At 72.2% G+C, this 15,960-nt stretch carries 15 protein-coding genes; 9 read left to right on the forward strand and 6 right to left on the reverse strand.

Annotated elements, in window-relative coordinates; all coding sequences use genetic code 11:
- The first annotated feature begins 48 nt into the window (after positions 1 to 48).
- Together OG927_RS08835 and OG927_RS08840 are read left to right on the forward strand one after the other, a co-directional pair.
- Positions 49 to 1,017, forward strand: coding sequence for a helix-turn-helix transcriptional regulator (locus OG927_RS08835; protein WP_330319939.1), 969 nt, complete (start codon positions 49 to 51; stop codon positions 1,015 to 1,017).
- Positions 1,018 to 1,078: 61 nt separating this feature from the next.
- The gene (locus tag OG927_RS08840; protein WP_209471338.1) at positions 1,079 to 1,600 is read left to right on the forward strand and encodes a DUF4240 domain-containing protein; all 522 of its coding nucleotides are present in this window, start codon (positions 1,079 to 1,081) and stop codon (positions 1,598 to 1,600) included.
- Between the two features lie 70 nt (positions 1,601 to 1,670).
- Here the strand turns inward: OG927_RS08840 and OG927_RS08845 are convergent, their stop codons facing one another.
- The gene (locus OG927_RS08845) at positions 1,671 to 2,201 is read right to left on the reverse strand and encodes a GNAT family N-acetyltransferase (protein WP_330319940.1); all 531 of its coding nucleotides are present in this window, start codon (positions 2,199 to 2,201) and stop codon (positions 1,671 to 1,673) included.
- Positions 2,202 to 2,262: 61 nt separating this feature from the next.
- On the opposite strand from OG927_RS08845, the gene OG927_RS08850 reads away from it, so the two are divergent.
- Positions 2,263 to 3,162 (forward strand): TIGR01777 family oxidoreductase, encoded by a 900-nt coding sequence (locus OG927_RS08850; protein ID WP_056784382.1) that lies wholly within the window; start codon positions 2,263 to 2,265, stop codon positions 3,160 to 3,162.
- A 256-nt stretch (positions 3,163 to 3,418) separates the two neighbouring features.
- On the forward strand, positions 3,419 to 4,732 hold the full coding sequence (locus tag OG927_RS08855) for an NAD(P)/FAD-dependent oxidoreductase (RefSeq protein ID WP_056784386.1): 1,314 nt from the start codon (positions 3,419 to 3,421) through the stop codon (positions 4,730 to 4,732).
- Between the two features lie 7 nt (positions 4,733 to 4,739).
- On the opposite strand, the gene OG927_RS08860 is transcribed toward OG927_RS08855, so the two are convergent.
- On the reverse strand, positions 4,740 to 6,383 hold the full coding sequence (locus OG927_RS08860; RefSeq protein ID WP_330319941.1) for a regulator: 1,644 nt from the start codon (positions 6,381 to 6,383) through the stop codon (positions 4,740 to 4,742).
- 279 nt (positions 6,384 to 6,662) lie between these two features.
- On the opposite strand from OG927_RS08860, the gene lipB reads away from it, so the two are divergent.
- The 4 genes from lipB to OG927_RS08880 all read left to right on the forward strand — a co-directional run bounded on the left by lipB (position 6,663) and on the right by OG927_RS08880 (position 9,788).
- On the forward strand, positions 6,663 to 7,472 hold the full coding sequence (gene lipB / locus OG927_RS08865; protein WP_056784394.1) for a lipoyl(octanoyl) transferase LipB: 810 nt from the start codon (positions 6,663 to 6,665) through the stop codon (positions 7,470 to 7,472).
- A gap of 123 nt (positions 7,473 to 7,595) precedes the next feature.
- The gene (gene lipA, locus OG927_RS08870; RefSeq protein WP_056784398.1) at positions 7,596 to 8,576 is read left to right on the forward strand and encodes a lipoyl synthase; all 981 of its coding nucleotides are present in this window, start codon (positions 7,596 to 7,598) and stop codon (positions 8,574 to 8,576) included.
- 273 nt (positions 8,577 to 8,849) lie between these two features.
- Positions 8,850 to 9,050: an SCO2195 family GlnR-regulated protein gene (locus tag OG927_RS08875; protein ID WP_056784401.1), complete on the forward strand. Its 201-nt coding sequence runs from the start codon at positions 8,850 to 8,852 to the stop codon at positions 9,048 to 9,050.
- A gap of 30 nt (positions 9,051 to 9,080) precedes the next feature.
- A complete protein-coding gene (locus tag OG927_RS08880; protein WP_056784404.1) occupies positions 9,081 to 9,788 on the forward strand; it encodes a DUF4191 domain-containing protein in 708 nt (235 codons plus the stop codon).
- A gap of 291 nt (positions 9,789 to 10,079) precedes the next feature.
- On the opposite strand, the gene OG927_RS08885 is transcribed toward OG927_RS08880, so the two are convergent.
- Entirely contained in the window at positions 10,080 to 10,547 is a 468-nt protein-coding gene (locus OG927_RS08885) for an RDD family protein (RefSeq protein WP_330319942.1), read from the reverse strand.
- A 221-nt stretch (positions 10,548 to 10,768) separates the two neighbouring features.
- On the opposite strand from OG927_RS08885, the gene glnA reads away from it, so the two are divergent.
- Positions 10,769 to 12,178 carry a type I glutamate--ammonia ligase gene (glnA, locus tag OG927_RS08890; RefSeq protein WP_056784410.1) on the forward strand — a complete coding sequence of 470 codons (1,410 nt, stop codon included), beginning with the start codon at positions 10,769 to 10,771 and terminating at the stop codon, positions 12,176 to 12,178.
- Between the two features lie 111 nt (positions 12,179 to 12,289).
- Here glnA and OG927_RS08895 read toward each other — a convergent pair whose 3' ends face one another.
- The 3 genes from OG927_RS08895 to OG927_RS08905 form a co-directional block, all read right to left on the reverse strand.
- The gene (locus OG927_RS08895; protein WP_330319943.1) at positions 12,290 to 14,101 is read right to left on the reverse strand and encodes a choline/carnitine O-acyltransferase; all 1,812 of its coding nucleotides are present in this window, start codon (positions 14,099 to 14,101) and stop codon (positions 12,290 to 12,292) included.
- A gap of 88 nt (positions 14,102 to 14,189) precedes the next feature.
- A complete protein-coding gene (locus tag OG927_RS08900; RefSeq protein ID WP_330319944.1) occupies positions 14,190 to 14,990 on the reverse strand; it encodes a class I SAM-dependent methyltransferase in 801 nt (266 codons plus the stop codon).
- A gap of 59 nt (positions 14,991 to 15,049) precedes the next feature.
- Positions 15,050 to 15,913, reverse strand: a complete 864-nt coding sequence (locus OG927_RS08905) for a HalD/BesD family halogenase (RefSeq protein WP_209470664.1) — start codon at positions 15,911 to 15,913, stop codon at positions 15,050 to 15,052.
- Positions 15,914 to 15,960: the final 47 nt, after the last annotated feature.

Raw genomic sequence — 15,960 nt, forward strand, 5'->3', positions numbered from 1 at the left:
GGTCCGGCACCTGCCCCGCCGTCGTCCCCGGCACCCCACAATGGCTCCATGCGTGCTGCCCGGCTCATCAAGATGGTGCTGCTCCTGCAGTCCCGCCCCGTCATGACCGCCGCCGAGCTGGCGGCGGAGCTGGAGGTGTCGGAGCGCACCGTGACCCGGGACGCCCAGGCGCTCTCCGAGGCGGGCGTGCCCGTGTACGCGGACCGGGGCCGGGCCGGTGGTTACCGGCTCGTCGGTGGCTACCGGACCCGGCTGACCGGGCTGGCCCGCCACGAGGCCGAGGCCCTCTTCCTGTCCGGGCTGCCCTCCGCGCTGCGCGAGATGGGGCTGGACGAAGCCGCGTCCGCGGCGCGGCTGAAGGTCTCGGCCGCACTGCTCCCCTCGCTCCGGGACGCCTCGCGGAGCGCGGCCGGGCGCTTCCACCTCGACGCCCCCGGCTGGTTCCACGAGCCCACCGCCCCCGACGTGCTGCCCGCCGTCGCGGAGGCCGTCTGGGACGACCGGCCGGCCCGGGTCCGCTACCGCCGCGGCACCGGGCACGAGGTGGAGCGGGAGCTGTTGCCGTACGGGCTCGTGCTGAAGGCCGGTGTCTGGTACCTGTGCGCCCGGGCCGGGGAGGACTTCCGGGTGTACCGCGTGGACCGGTTCGCCGCGGTCGCCGTGTCGAAGACGCGCTTCGTGCGGGACGAGGACTTCGACCTCCCCCGCTTCTGGGAGGAGCGGGCGGCCCAGTTCGCCCGCTCGATCCTGCGTACCGAGGTGACCGTACGGCTGTCCGAGGCGGGTGCGCGGCGGCTTCCGTACGCCGTGGACAGGGCCGCCGCCGAGGAAGCGCTGGCCGCGGCCGCCGGACCCGACGGGGACGGCCGGCTCACGGTCACCCTGGCCGTCGAGTCCGAGGATGTCGCCTACGGTCAGCTGCTCGGCCTCGGACCCGAGTTGGAGGTCCTCGCACCCGCCCCCCTGCGCGAACGCTTCGCCGATGCCGCCGAACGCCTGCGCGACCTCTATCGCTGAAGGCTTCATTTCGGTGTCTCCGCGTGCGTCGCCCGCCGCCAAGGCAGATGCTGGACCCGTGATGGACGAGACGGAGTTCTGGGAGATCATCGACGACACCCGCGAGGCCGCCGAAGGCGACCCCGAGGACCATGCCGACCTGCTCGTCGAACGGCTGGTGCGCCTCGATCCGGACTCCGTGCTGGATTTCGCCAGACACTTCGAGGCCCGCTACAACCGCGCCTACCGCTGGGACCTGTGGGGGGCCGCGGCGGTGCTGCTGGGCGGGGCGGACGACGACGCGTTCGACTACTTCCGGTGCTGGCTGATCGGGCAGGGCCGGGAGGTCTTCGAGGGCGCGATGCACGATCCGGACAGCCTCGCCGAGCTGCTGGCGGACTTCGACGAGGAGCTCGACGGCGACGGCGAGGAGCTCGGGTACGCCGCCGACGAGGCGTACGAGCAGCTCACCGGCGTGGTGGCTCCCGACCTCGGTCTGGCGCCCCAGGCCGGGAGCCCGGAGGGCACGCCCTTCGGGCTCGAGGACGACACGGTGCTGGCGGAACGGTTCCCCGCGCTCTGGGACCGCTTCGGACCGGCCTGAGCGACCGGCCGGGAGCGACCGGTTCTGTGCCGCGCGGCCCGGGCGGCGCGGCCTTCCGGGCCCCGGGGCCTCAGGGCGCCAGCGAACGGCCCATCAGGACGTCGTCGACGTACCGTCCGTGCAGGAAGAACTCACCGGGCAGCACCCCTTCCACCGCGAAGCCCTCCGCCGCGTAGAGCGCCCGCGCGGGGGCGTTGTGCCCGAGGACCCGCAGGGTGAGCCGCCCGGCCCCCTGCCTCCGCGCCTCGGCGAACGAGGCGCGCAGCAGTGTCCGCGCGACACCCCGGCCCCGAGCCCACTCGGCGACGGCGAGGCCCTGTATCTGGCGTACGTGCGCGTTGCAGGCGAGCGGGGTCGGCCTGACCAGCCGGAGGTATCCGGCGACGCGCTCCTCCCCCGACCCCGTGGCCGCCCCTGCCACCAGGTAGTCCTCGGGCCGGTGGTGGTCGTCGAAGAAGGGCCCGTACGGGGGCACCGGCCGGGGCTGCACGGAGTGCAGCGTCGACCAGGTGGCGCGGTCGAGCTCCCCGAGCGCGCTCTGGTCCGCCTGCACGGCGGGGCGGACGGGCAGGAGCGAGAGGAAGGGCGGCGGCTCGGACATGCGTGCCACTGTGCCACGTCGTGTTCCGCGTGCCGCGGGGCCCATGGGGCAGGATGAGGCCATGCCGCACTCCCGTATCGCTGTCACCGGATCGACCGGACTCATCGGAGCGGCGCTCGTGCGCTCGCTGCGCGCCGACGGGCACGAGGTGGTGCGCCTGGTGCGCCGCCCCGCGGCCACGGGCGACGAGGTCGAGTGGGATCCGAAGCGCCAGTACGTCGACGTGGCGGGCCTCGTCGGCTGCGACGCCGTCGTCCACCTCGCCGGCGCCGGGGTGGGGGACCACCGGTGGACCGAGGCGTACAAGCGCGAGATCCGCGACAGCCGGGTGCTGGGCACCTCGGCGATCGCCGAGGCGGTGGCCTCCCTGGACACCCCGCCGAAGGTACTGCTGTCCGGTTCCGCCATCGGCTACTACGGCGACACCGGGGACCGCGCGGTCGACGAGAGCGCGCCGCCCGGCGAGGGGTTCCTGCCGTCCGTGTGCGTGGAGTGGGAGGAGGCCGCGGCCCCCGCCGAGGAGGCGGGCATCCGCACGGTGCACGCCAGGACCGGCCTGGTCGTCTCCCGGCAGGGCGGGGCCTGGGGACGGCTGTTCCCGCTGTTTAAGGCGGGGCTCGGCGGGCGGCTCGGGAACGGCCGGCAGTACTGGAGCTTCATCGCCCTGCACGACCACGTCGCGGCCCTGCGGCACCTCCTGGACACGGAGTCCGTGTCCGGTCCGGTGAATCTGACCGGCCCCTCCCCCGTCACCAACGGCCAGGTGACGGCCGCGATGGGGCGGGTGCTGCGCCGCCCGACCCTCTTCACCGCCCCGGCGCCCGCGCTGCGGATCGCGCTCGGGGACTTCGCGGAGGACGTCCTGGGCAGCCAGCGGGTGCTCCCCGGCCAACTTCTCGACTCGGGATTCTCGTTCGCCTTCCCCGGAATCGACGACGCGATCCGCGCCGCGCTGCGCTGAGCCCGGCCTCCCGTCCGCACCCCGGGGACGGCGGAACCGCACCGCGGTGCAGGCCGGCGGGCCCGTCGCCGCCGTCGTGCCCACGGCCCGCGGGCGTCCCGCCGGGCCGCCGTGCGACCCCGTGCACCGGTGCACGGGGTGCGTGCGACTGTACCTGCATCGGCCATCCACCTAGCCTCGACCCGAACTCGGGTATTCCGGGGGCCGGTTGGGGGCAAGAGCCCCCCACCAGTCGAGCCGACGCGGGGAGGGGCACGTGCTCACGGCAGACACGGCACAGCACGCGGATGTGGTCATCATCGGGGCCGGGACAGCCGGTCTTTCAGCGGCCCACCAGCTGATCAGCGCAGGAGTGAGCGTCACCGTCCTGGAGGCCGCCCCGCACGTCGGCGGCCGGATGGCCACCCAGGAGATGGACGGGTTCCGGCTCGACCGTCTCGGCCCCCTGCTCAGCTCCGCCTACCCGGAGCTGCGCACGACGCCGGGTCTCGAAGGGCTGGTGCTCCGGGACTTCGCACCCGGCGTGCTCGTCAACAGCGGGGGCCGCCAGTTCCGCGCCGGAGACATACGGAGTGCGAGGGGAGCGCTCAGGGCTGTGCGCTCCCGGCCGCGCGCCCCCCGAGCGCCCCTGGGCGGGGCGATCGAGCAGGCCAGGCTGGGCGCCTGGCTGTCCCGCCTCGCCACGACTCCGGTGGCCCGGATCACCGCCCGGCCCGACCGGCCGGCGCTCTCGGCCCTGTCGGCGCGCGGACTCCCGCCACGAACGGTCAACACCTTCCTGCGGCCCCTGCTGTCCGCCCTGCTGGGCGACCCGGAGCTCAGCACGTCGAGCCGCTGCGCCGATCTCACCCTGCGCAGTTACGCGCGCGGCAGGCTCTGCGTCCCGTCGGGGGGTGCGGCGACCCTGCCCGAGCTGCTGGCCGCCGCGCTGCCGCCCGGCACCGTACGGACCGGGGTGCACGTCACGGCCGCCGACATCACCTCCGTACGCACCAAGGAGCACGGCGAGCTGGGCTGCCGCTCCCTGCTGCTGGCCACCGGCGCGGGGGCCGCCGCGGAGCTGCTGCCCGGACTGCGAACGCCGGTGTTCCATCCGGTGACGGTGCTGCACCACACGGCCCCGGCGCCCCCGTCGACCGGTGCGAGTCTGCTGCTGGACGCGGACCGGTCCGGACCGGTCGCGCACACCGCCGTGATGAGCGAGGTCGACCCCTCGCGGGCACCCCACGGCCGGACCCTGGTCACCTCCACGGTGCTCGGCCCCCCGCCGCCCGACCTCGACCGCACGGTCCGCGCCCATCTCGCCACGCTGTACGGCACGCCCACGCACGACTGGGAACTGCTGGCGGCCCATCACGACCCGGAGGCCGTGCCCGCGATGCCACCCCCGCACGATCTGCGCCGGCCCGTCCGGGTGCTCGCCGGCCTGTACGTGTGCGGCGACCACCGCGACACGAGCACGGTCCAGGGCGCCCTGCACTCCGGGCGGCGCGCCGCCTCGGCGATCCTCGCGGACCTGGGGGTGCGCAGGGAGCCCGGGGGCGGGGCGACGCTGCCCGCCGCCGCGTAGCGGCCGGTCAGCCCAGCGCGGCGACCCGGTCGCGGTACCCCCGTACGGCGACCGCGTCCCGGTAGGGCTCCAGACGGCGCTCGAAGTCCCGCACGTACTCCGTGGCGCGCACCGACCGCATCTCCGAGGCCTGCTGGGCCGCCTCGGCGCCCAGCAGGCAGGCCTGGTCGAGCTCGCCGAGCCCGAGCCGCGCGGAGGCGAGCACCACCCTGCAGAACAGCCGGCTCCGGGCGTACGCCGGAGCACGCAGCTGGAGGGACCGCTCGGCGTGCTGCGCGGCGATCCGGTACTGCTGCAGATCGCGGTGGCAGTGGCCGAATTCGTCGGCCAGCTGCGCCTCGTCGAAGTAGCGGGCCCAGTGCGGCACCTCGTCGCCGGGCCGGACGGCCTGCAGGGAGCGCTCCGCCCGTACGAGCGCGGCGACGCACGCCCTGGTCTCACCGAGCACGCCGTGTCCGCGCGCCTCGACGGCGTGCAGCAGCGCCATGACGACGGGCGGTGCGGACGAACCGATGCCCTGCTGGGAGACGCGCGCGAGCTGGACGGCTTCCCTGCCGTGCCCGAGGTAGACCGCCTGCCGGCTCATCGTGATCAGGACGTACGAGCCGTACGCCCGGTCACCGGCGGCCTGCGCGAGCCGCAGCGCCTGGACGAAGTAGCGCTGGGCCAGGCCGTGCGCCGCGATGTCGTACGAGGTCCACCCCGCCAGCCGGGTCAGATCGGCGGCGGCCGAGAACAGCCGCCTGCCGATCGTCTCGCCGTAGCTCCCGCGGAGCATGGGTTCGGCCTCGTGCTCCAGGTACCGGACGAGGGCCTGCCTGGCGTGACCGCCGCCGTACGCGTTGTCCAGCGTGCGGAAGAGCTCGCCGACCGAACGCAGGGCGGCGACGTCGCCGCTGCCGACCCGCTGGCCGGGGCCCCGGTCCGTCTGCCGCTGGCGCGGTACGGCCGGCGGCGGGACCGCCGGGCCCGGCGGGCGGGAGGACCCGGGGCCGCGGGTACCGGCCCGGCCGCCGTGCCCGCCCGCCCCGTGCCCGCCCGCCCCGTGCGCACCCGCTCCGTGGGGTGTGCCGGATCCGTTGCCGGGGTGGAGCCCGTTGGTGGTGTGGAGCGCGCTCGCCGTGCGCAGCCCGGCCGCCTCGGCCGGGACGCGCGGGGCGGGCAGGCCTCCCGCCCCGCTCACCTGCGCCGGCTCGCCGCGGCCGACCCATTCGTCGGCCCGTCCGATCAGCCAGTCCCGGCTGGGCACGACCAGGCCGGCCGGCGTGAACGCGATCTTGCGCAGCTCCGCGTGACTGCCGGAGTCCTTCCGCCACAGTCCGCTGACGATGTCGACGGCCTCGGCGGGCGTCGCCGCGAACTCCAGGCCGGCGTAGACGGGCGCACACGCGTCCAGGCCCAGGTCCTGCGCCGAGAGCCGCCGCCCCAGCCGCCGGGTGAAGACCTCGGCGATCAGCGCGGGGGTGGTGCCCCGGGGCTGCTGACCACGCAGCCAGCGGGTCACCGAGGTCTTGTCGTAGCGCAGGTCGAGGCCGTGTTCGAGGCCCAGCTGATCCACCCGGCGGGCCAGGCCCGCGTGGGAGAATCCGGCTTCCGCGATGAGCGCAGCGAGCCGCCGGTTGGGGGTGCGCTGCGGAGGTCGTTCCGACATCAGCTCTACGGTCTCCTGCCTTCGGCGCCCGGCGGGCAACCCTTATGGAACGGCGCGAATTTAGCGGCCCCTGCCGCCGCATCGAGGACCTTCGCTTCACATTCATCCGATCGTGTGAGAATTGCGGACATCGCTGACAGGGGGCGACCGGCCTCGACCTGCCGGACACCCGCTCACGGTGCGGTCGTAGAGTGGCCGGGGGCGCACATCAGTGCATGGTGACGTGGCTCCGGGGACACCCCCCGGCCTCGCGCCGCCGCGAGTAGGGAGGCACCCGAAGTGAGTGAGCTGCGGTTCGTCCGTCTGGGGTTCGGCGAGGACGCGGTCGAGTACCGGGAGGCCTGGCAGAAGCAGCGCGAGGTGCACGCCGCCCGGTTCGAGGACACGGTCCCCGACACCTGCCTGCTCCTCGAGCACCCGCCCGTCTACACGGCGGGGCGCCGCACGACCGACAGCGAGCGCCCACTGGACGGCACTCCGGTCGTCGACGTCGACCGCGGCGGGAAGATCACCTGGCACGGGCCGGGCCAGCTCGTCGGCTACCCCATCCAGAAGCTGCCGCGTCCGGTCGACGTCGTCGCCCATGTGCGCCGCCTGGAGGACGCGCTGATCCGCACGGCCGCCGAGTTCGGCGTGGAGACCTCCCGGGTCGAGGGCCGCAGCGGTGTCTGGGTCCTCGGCGACCCGGTGGAGGAGCGCCCCTCGCTCGGCGGGCTGTCGCTGGACTTCGACCCCCGTCTGCACGACGAGGAGTTCGACGCCCGGCTGAACGGCCCCGAGTACGCCCCGTCCAACGCCGGCCAGCGCCGCGAGGACCGCAAGCTGGCCGCGATCGGCATCCGGGTCGCCAAGGGCGTGACCATGCACGGCTTCGCGCTCAACGTGAACCCGGACAACACCTGGTTCGACAGGATCGTGCCGTGCGGCATCCGCGACGCGGGCGTCACCTCGCTCGCGTACGAGCTGGGCCGCGACCTCACGATCGCCGAGGTCCTCCCGGTCGCCGAGAAGCACCTCAGGGACGTCCTGGAGCACGCGGAGCTCGCGCCCCGTGTCGTGGAGGCCCCCGCGGCCGCCGCCCCCGCCTGAGACCCGCACGGGAATAGGCCCTGTCGGCCACAGGTTGGGCAGAGGTAAGACCGTTCTAACCACGGGCGTACCCTGGTGTTCGCCGAAGAATCCAATGCAGCGAAAGCAAAGGGGAGTGCCGGAGTGTCCGCTGTCGCACCCGACGGGCGCAAGATGCTGCGCCTCGAGGTCCGGAACAGCCAGACCCCCATCGAGCGCAAGCCCGAGTGGATCAAGACCCGGGCGAAGATGGGCCCCGAGTACACGAAGATGCAGAAGCTCGTGAAGAGCGAGGGTCTGCACACCGTGTGCCAGGAGGCCGGCTGTCCGAACATCTACGAATGCTGGGAAGACCGCGAGGCGACCTTCCTCATCGGCGGCGACCAGTGCACCCGGCGCTGCGACTTCTGCCAGATCGACACGGGCAAGCCTGCGGCCCTCGACCGGGACGAGCCCCGCCGCGTGGGCGAGTCCGTGGTCACGATGGACCTGAACTACGCCACGATCACCGGCGTCGCACGCGACGACCTGGAGGACGGCGGCGCCTGGCTGTACGCGGAGACCGTGCGCCAGATCCACGCGCAGACCGCGGAGCGGGCGACCGGCGCCACCAAGGTGGAACTGCTGATCCCCGACTTCAACGCGGTGCCCGAGCAGCTCGCCGAGGTCTTCTCCTCGCGCCCCGAGGTGCTCGCGCACAACGTCGAGACGGTCCCGCGGATCTTCAAGCGGATCCGGCCCGGATTCCGTTACGAGCGTTCGCTGGAGGTCATCACGCGGGCCCGCGAGGCCGGCCTGGTGACCAAGTCCAACCTGATCCTCGGCATGGGCGAGACCCGCGAGGAAGTCAGCGAGGCACTCCAGGACCTGTACGACGCGGGTTGCGAGCTCATCACGATCACGCAGTACCTGCGGCCCACCCCGCGGCACCACCCGGTCGAGCGCTGGGTGAAGCCGCACGAGTTCGTGGAGCTGAAGGACGAGGCCGACGCGATCGGCTACTCCGGCGTGATGTCGGGGCCGCTGGTGCGTTCCTCGTACCGCGCCGGCCGCCTCTTCCAGCAGGCGATGGACCGGCGGAACGCGCCTGTCGCGGGAGCGACGACGGCCACCGGGACCGTGTGAATCCGAGCACAAGAAGCTACTGAACAGTAACCGCCGCATCGACGCGGCCCATGCGTTCCCCGCTGGTCGAGGGCCCGTATGGGCCGCGTCGGCGTGCGCGGCGCCGAAATCAAGGTTTCATTGGTGTTTGACCGACCGGTCATGCACTGGTAACACCGAGCAGTGACCCTAGGTACACACGCAGCGGCAGCACACGCGGCCGTTGTCGTCCCTGCTTCCCGCTACTCAGTGCGCGCCGGGTGCGCGCATCCGTTCCGAGGGGGAACGCCCACCATGCATGCCGCGCCGGTACGAGCCAACACGATCCCGTCCGTCACGACCGCACTCCGCGCCGTCGAGTCGCTGCTGCTGAGCAGCGGCCAGCGCACCGCCCGCCGGAACGCCTGGACGGCGGTCCTCGAGGACCGCCGCAGGGCCGAGGGCCGGGTCGAGGCGGAGCATGTCCTGAAGGCTGTGGCCGACCACCGTTCCTAGGTGACTCCGGGGCCACGTAAACTTCGGTACATGGCGAGGAAGGCAAACACTGACGGCGCGGACAGCGCCGAGAACGCGGGGCGGCTCAAGCAGATCGCCCTGACCTACAAGATGACCAGGCGGTCCGACCCCAAGGTCGGTCTTGTCGTCGCGGGTGTGGGAATCGTCACCTTCGGCGTCCTCCTCGCGATCGGCTTCTTGATCGACCACCCGATCTACGCGGGCATCCTGGGCTTCGTGCTGGCCCTCCTCGCAATGGCGATCATCTTCGGCCGGCGTGCCGAGCGCGCGGCCTTCGGGCAGATGGAGGGACAGCCCGGCGCCGCTGCGGCCGTGCTCGACCGCGTCGGCCGTGGCTGGACCACGACGCCCGCGGTCGCGATGAACCGCAGCCAGGATGTCGTCCACCGTGCCGTCGGCAAGGCGGGCATCGTGCTGGTCGCCGAGGGCAACCCGAACCGGGTGAAGAGCCTGCTGGCGGCCGAGAAGAAGAAGATGGCCCGCATCGTGGTGGACGTGCCGGTGCACGACATCATCGTCGGTGACGGCGAGGGCCAGGTGCCGCTCAAGAAGGTGCGCACCAAGATGCTGAAGCTTCCGCGGGTACTGACCGGCCCGCAGGTCACGGCGACCAACGACCGGCTGCGGGCGATGGGCGACCTGATGAGCAACATGCCGCTGCCGAAGGGCCCGATGCCGAAGGGCATGCGGATGCCACGCGGCGGAAAGATGCGCTGACCCAGTACGCACGAAGAGGGCGGCCCCGGACGAACACGTCCGGGGCCGCCCTCTTCGCTCTGCGTTCCGTCTCCGGCGGGTGCGCGCCCGCGCGGGCCGCCACGCCATGGCCGCGGGCCCGGCATCCGGGCCGTCACGCGGTGATGCCCGGTACCCGGCGGTTTCCGCTCGGCTGCCGCGGGCCGGCACGTGGACACGGTCCCGCTCACCTCGGCTGCGGCGCGCGGTACCGGAGGCATGACGTGCCGCTCATCGGTCGGAGCGCCCGGCCCGGGGCCCCGCCGCCCGTCCTCAGATACGCACCTGCACGGCACGGCCCAGCCGGTCGTGGAGGCCGCGGCTGTCGCGGTCCCAGACCAGGGCGGGGATCACCAGGAGGAGGAGGACGGTCCGGACGATCACGCGCACCGCACCGAGCCGTCCGCCGTCCTCGGCGATGACGCGCAGGCCCAGGATTCGCTTGCCGGGCGTGGAACCGATGGTCCCGACGGTCAGCAGGCTCATGACGAGGAAGACGCCGAGCGCCCAGTTCCCCGCCACCTGCTGGTCACCGCGAGCGAGCAGCCCGTATGCGATCACCATGCACACGAGCCAGTCGATGAAGAGGGCCCCGAAGCGCCGGCCGAGCGGGGCCACGGACCCCGGGCCTTCTCGGGGCAGACCGAGGCGCTCGCCCCGGTAACCGAAGTCGGCGCCCATCTCCTCGGCCGCCGCGCGCGGCCCCGAGAGCCACGATCCGATTGCTTGCCTGTTGTCCACCCGTCCACGGTACTGCGCCCGTGTTTGCGACCGGCCGGGCGGGGCACTGAACACGTCGCTGAGGTGCCGCTGCCCCCCGGCCCGGTTAACTTGGGCGAAACAAATGGGTCATGCTGAAGAAATCCCGCCTGCCTATGGTCGGGTCCAGCGTGTGCCACCGCACTGGCCGCACAACGAGTTGCAACCCCGCCCTTTCCCGGGTCGGGAGTAGGAGGAGTTGGATGTTCCAGAACGCCGACGAAGTCCAGAAGTACATCGCCGACAACGACGTCAAGTTCATCGACGTCCGGTTCTGCGACCTGCCGGGTGTGATGCAGCACTTCACGATCCCGGCAGCGTCCTTCGACCCGGCCGAGGAACTGGCTTTCGACGGCTCGTCGATCCGCGGCTTCCAGGCCATCCACGAGTCGGACATGGCGCTCCGCGCGGACCTGTCCACGGCCCGTGTCGACCCGTTCCGCCGCGACAAGACCGTGAACGTCAACTTCTTCATCCACGACCCGATCACCGGCGAGCAGTACAGCCGTGACCCGCGCAACGTGGCCAAGAAGGCCGAGGCGTACCTCGCCTCGACCGGTGTCGCCGACACCGCCTACTTCGGCCCCGAGGCCGAGTTCTACGTCTTCGACAACGTCCGCTTCCAGACGTCGGCGAACGAGAGCTTCTACCACATCGACTCCGAGGCCGGCGCCTGGAACACCGGTGCGACCGAGAACAACCGGGGTTACAAGGTCCGCTACAAGGGCGGTTACTTCCCGACCCCGCCGGTCGACCACTTCGCCGACCTGCGTGCGGAGATCTCCCTGGAGCTGGACAAGAACGGCCTCCAGGTCGAGCGCCAGCACCACGAGGTCGGCACCGCCGGCCAGGCGGAGATCAACTACAAGTTCAACACGCTGCTCGCCGCGGCCGACGACCTGATGCTCTTCAAGTACATCGTGAAGAACGTCGCCTGGCGCAACGGCAAGACCGCGACCTTCATGCCGAAGCCGATCTTCGGTGACAACGGCTCGGGCATGCACGTCCACCAGTCGCTGTGGCAGGGCGGCACGCCGCTCTTCTACGACGAGCAGGGTTACGCCGGCCTGTCGGACATGGCCCGCTACTACATCGGCGGCATCCTGAAGCACGCCCCGTCGCTGCTGGCGTTCACCAACCCGACGGTGAACTCCTACCACCGCCTGGTCCCCGGCTTCGAGGCCCCGGTCAACATGGTGTACTCGCAGCGCAACCGCTCCGCCGCGATGCGCATCCCGATCACGGGGTCGAACCCGAAGGCGAAGCGCGTCGAGTTCCGCGCCCCGGACCCGTCCTCGAACCCGTACCTGGCGTTCTCGGCCCTGCTGATGGCCGGCCTGGACGGCGTCAAGAACAAGATCGAGCCCCCGGAGCCGATCGACAAGGACCTCTACGAGCTGGCCCCCGAGGAGCACGCGGGCGTCCAGCAGGTCCCGACCTCGCTCCCGGCGGTCCTCGAGGCCCTGGAGCAGGACCACGAGTACCTCCAGGCCGGCGGCGTCTTCACGCCCGACCTGATCGAGACGTGGATCGACTACAAGCGCACCCACGAGATCGCCCCGATCCAGCTGCGCCCGCACCCGCACGAGTTCGAGCTGTACTTCGACCTCTAAGGAGCCGGGACCCGAGGGTCCCGGTTCGTCGGGCACCAGGTGAGGGCCGCCACCCCGTGGAACGGGGTGGCGGCCCTCACCTGTCGGATCGCGCGGGGCCCGCCCGTCGTGTCAGCCCGCCAGTAGTTCGCGCAGTTCCGCGACGGCCTCGCTGAGGCGGTCCGCGAAGGCGTGCATCTGGCCGGCCACCGGCAGCGGGGTGCTCAGGTAGAGGTTGAAGCGGTCGGGCAGCAGGACGTAGGCGATGCCGATGCACTTGCTGCTCGTGGACCCGAAGCCGAAGTACTGGATGTTCTCCGAGGGTGCCGAGCTCGTGCTCAGGTAGTCGTCCCGCATGGTGAGCCAGCCCGGAGAGCGGTACAGGGCGGGCTGTTCGGTGATCCCGAGCTCGCCGCCCCGGCGGCGCTGGATGAGCTCCAGCTCCCAGAGGTGCTGTTCGGGCGCGTCCCCGGCCTGGCACTCCTTCGCGCGGGTCACATGGGCGGTCGCCGCGGCACGGAAGGCGGCGCGGCGGGTGTCGCGGTCGGCGGCGGGGTCGTCCATCGCCGCCACGAAGGCCGGCATCTCAGGGGTGACGACGCGCATCGCCTCGGTGCGGCCGTACCGGTACTGGCGGGTCGCGATCGACTCGTACGTGGCTCCGAGGTGGCCCTTGGCCCGCTGGTGGGCCAGCTGGTAGGCGGCCTGGACGAACGCGTCCGGGGACACCCCGAGGGCCTTGGCCGCGGTGCTGCCGAAGTCCCCGAAGGAGACCGTGCTGGTGGCGGTGGCCGCACCGTACGCGGCGAAGGCCTCGGCGGCGGACCGTACCCGGGCCCGCAGGGTGTCGTCCAGCTCGAACGTCAGGGGCCGCGGGACCGGCCGGCCCTGCGAGCGGGCGCCGGACTGACGGGCGTGCTCCTCGGGCGCCGTGCCGAGCAGCGCGTCGGTGAAGCTGAGGATGGTGGTCCCGTCCAGCTCGCAGTGCTCGACGTTGATGCCTGCCCGGCCGTCGGCATAGACGACGAAGGAGACCGCCTTGTCGAACCAGCGGTTGCCCCGGTCCCCGTACAGCAGCTCGTCGCAGGTGGCCTTGGTGTCCTCGGGTACGAGGTCCTCCAGGCAGACGCAGAAGAGCGCGGTCTCGATGTCGTCCAGCGTCCCCGCGTTGCGGGGGCCGCGGGCGATGAGGGCGTCCCTGGCCGCGGCCCACTCCGCGCGGGCCATGGTGGTGAGGTGGCCGACCCGGTCGGCCGCGTCCGTGTGCACGTCGGCCTTGGTCACGGCCTGCAGCCCGGCCTCGATCTCGTCGAGGCTGTGCGGGGTGCCGTCCTCGCCGAGCACGTCCAGCCGGAACATGCTGCCCCGGAAGAACACCACGATGTGCCGGGCCGTGGACGGGCCGGGCGCACGGTCGCTGTACGGGGCGCGGACGGTGTCCAGCGGGACGCCGGGGATACGCGTGGTGGAGAACAGGTAGGCGTTCTGCACCATCGACTGGGGCACTCCGCGCTGCTCCACCGGAGCGATGAGCCCCTCGTCGAGCTGTCGCTTGTAGTTGAGCGCCCCGGCGACCAGTCCGGCCGCCCGGTCGAGCTGGTCCTGGCCGGTGTCCTGGAAGAGGAAGAAGAAGTTGGCGTTGAGTGCGATCCGGTCGCGGCGGCCGAGGTAGCGGTACGGCCAGAAGGTGTCGAGCCAGCTGTGCACGCCCTCGGTGGCGTCGTACTCCTCCAGCGCCGCGTGCAGGACGCGGCCGGGGCCGCCGGGCCGGAGGAAGGCCGCGACCTCGGCCTCGGTCTCGGCCCGTTCCTCGGCGGTGAGCAGCGGTGCGCACCAGGCGAGGAACCGCTCGCAGCTCGCTTCGAGCGTGGGCAGCGGCACGCGTGGCAGGCCGGCCTCCCGGGCGAAGGTGGCGCTGACCGCTGCTTCCTGGCTGACGTTCAATTCGGGTCTGCTTTCGGTTGCTGGGTGCGGGCGGGGTGACGGCGTGGAGGGGGCCCGGTGCGGGCCGGGTGCGTTCGCGGGCGGGGTCTCAGTGCGGGCGGGAGACGTACAACTGGGCGTACATCCAGCCTTCCTCCTCCCTGCCCCGCGCATCCACTCCGGCGGCAGCCATCCTTTCGAGAACGAGGGCCTTTTCCTGAGGGTCGGCGAACCTGCGCTGCTTGAAGACGTCGTCGACCAGGACCGTGCGGTATCCGAGTCCGGTCAGCGCGTCCTCGACCGGACCGAACGGGAACATCCTCAGCACGAAGTGCGCCATCCAGGGGCGGCGTTCGCCCTGGGCGTGCACGACGCGGGTGAGGGTCCGCTCGGTGACGTAGCCGATGCAGCCCGTCGAGATCACGAGGTCCGTCCCGGCGAGCCGGGCGCGCTGATCCGGTGTGGGGTCGTCCGTCTCCAGGTCGGCGTGGACCGTGTCGTCGAGGAATCCGGCCTCGCGCGCGTAGTCCAGGGCGCTGGTGGAGGCGTCGAGGCCGGTGAAGCGCAGGCGCTGCGCGGGGCGGCGGGAGCGGGAGAGACGCCGGTCACGGGCCAGGAGCTCCGACCGGGTGAGGAGGGCGGCGTCGCCGTAGCGCGCGTACAGCTCGTCCATCGTCGCGTCGTACTTCAGCAGGGCGGCGTTGATCCCGTACGAGCAGCCGATGTCCAGGATCTTGGGGACCTCGACCTGTTCGGACTCCCGGTACTCCTTGACGAGCTTCTCGAAGTAGGGCTTGGCCTGTTGCGGGACGCAGTAGCCGAGGGGGCGGAGCACCTGGAAGTACGTGCGCGGGTCGGGCGCGGTGTAGATGTGGTCGAGCGAGACTTTTCCGGTCGCGTCGAAGCGCAAGGAACCTACTCCTCGGTCGGTGGCGTGCGGGGCGGGAGCTGTCTGCGCGGGCCCGCCCGTCAGTCGAGCAGCCGGTCGCTCCGTACGGCCCGGCCCTCCGCGGCCAGGTGTTCGGGCAGGACGCGGCCGAAGAGCTGCCGTGTCCGTGCCACGCTCCCGATCACACCGGGGCGCTCGCTGTAGGCGAAGATCGCGCTGTGGCGTGCCACGGCGCCCTCGACGGGGCTGACGCGGTGCAGGGAGTAGCGGCCCTTGAACAATTGGAGGTCGCCCGGCCGGAGGGGCAGCCGTTCGCCCCCGGCGCTGCCGTCCAGCACGTCGCGGACGGCGTCGAAGCGCTCGTCCTCGGCGCACCTGATGTTCGGGCAGTACTCGAACTCGCCGCCGGCCTCCGCCTGCTGGGTGAGCATGCTCACCGTGTACTCGTTGGTGTCGAAGTGCCAGGGGTGCTCCATCCCCGGGCGTACGACGTTGAGCACGAGCCCGGAGAGCGGGTCGGCGAGCTCGTGCAGGCGCGGCAGCCCGAAGCAGTCGGCCACGAAGCGCTGGAACACCGGGTGCCCGTGGAGCCGGGCGATGAGGGCGCCCTCGGGAATGCGGTCGCGCGCGACGAACGCGTTGCCGCGCCGGAGGGGGCGGCGGCCGGGGTGGTCCTCGGGGAGGTCCGCGTCCACGGCGATGTTGTAGACGTTGACCGTCTCGACGTCGAAGTACGCCTGCGGGGCGAGGGTGGCGCATTCCTGTCGCAGCACCTCGTGGAGCGACGGGCGGACGAAGTCCGGCAGTACGGTGCAGCCGACCGTGGCGAGTTCGTGCCGCGCCCGAGCCACCACGGCCTGCGCTTCGGTGCTTCCGGGGTCCGACAGGGGGTAGCGGTCGGTGTCGACCACCTGGTCGAGCGTGATGGCTTGCAGAGTGCTCATTCGACCCTCTCCACGCGCGCGTCGGTAACTCAACTGAGGAGTAACAG

This window comes from Streptomyces clavifer (assembly GCF_036345975.1).
Classification (GTDB): domain Bacteria; phylum Actinomycetota; class Actinomycetes; order Streptomycetales; family Streptomycetaceae; genus Streptomyces; species Streptomyces clavifer.

Bases quoted from the DNA above. Each gene is read 5' to 3' on its own strand.
- OG927_RS08880 (WP_056784404.1), top strand. From the start codon at position 9,081: ATGGCGAGGAAGGCAAACACTGACGGCGCGGACAGCGCCGAGAACGCG.
- OG927_RS08840 (WP_209471338.1), top strand. From the start codon at position 1,079: ATGGACGAGACGGAGTTCTGGGAGATCATCGACGACACCCGCGAGGCC.
- OG927_RS08905 (WP_209470664.1), bottom strand. From the start codon at position 15,913: ATGAGCACTCTGCAAGCCATCACGCTCGACCAGGTGGTCGACACCGAC.
- OG927_RS08845 (WP_330319940.1), bottom strand. From the start codon at position 2,201: ATGTCCGAGCCGCCGCCCTTCCTCTCGCTCCTGCCCGTCCGCCCCGCC.
- OG927_RS08860 (WP_330319941.1), bottom strand. From the start codon at position 6,383: ATGTCGGAACGACCTCCGCAGCGCACCCCCAACCGGCGGCTCGCTGCG.
- OG927_RS08850 (WP_056784382.1), top strand. From the start codon at position 2,263: ATGCCGCACTCCCGTATCGCTGTCACCGGATCGACCGGACTCATCGGA.
- OG927_RS08835 (WP_330319939.1), top strand. From the start codon at position 49: ATGCGTGCTGCCCGGCTCATCAAGATGGTGCTGCTCCTGCAGTCCCGC.
- glnA (WP_056784410.1), top strand. From the start codon at position 10,769: ATGTTCCAGAACGCCGACGAAGTCCAGAAGTACATCGCCGACAACGAC.
- OG927_RS08875 (WP_056784401.1), top strand. From the start codon at position 8,850: ATGCATGCCGCGCCGGTACGAGCCAACACGATCCCGTCCGTCACGACC.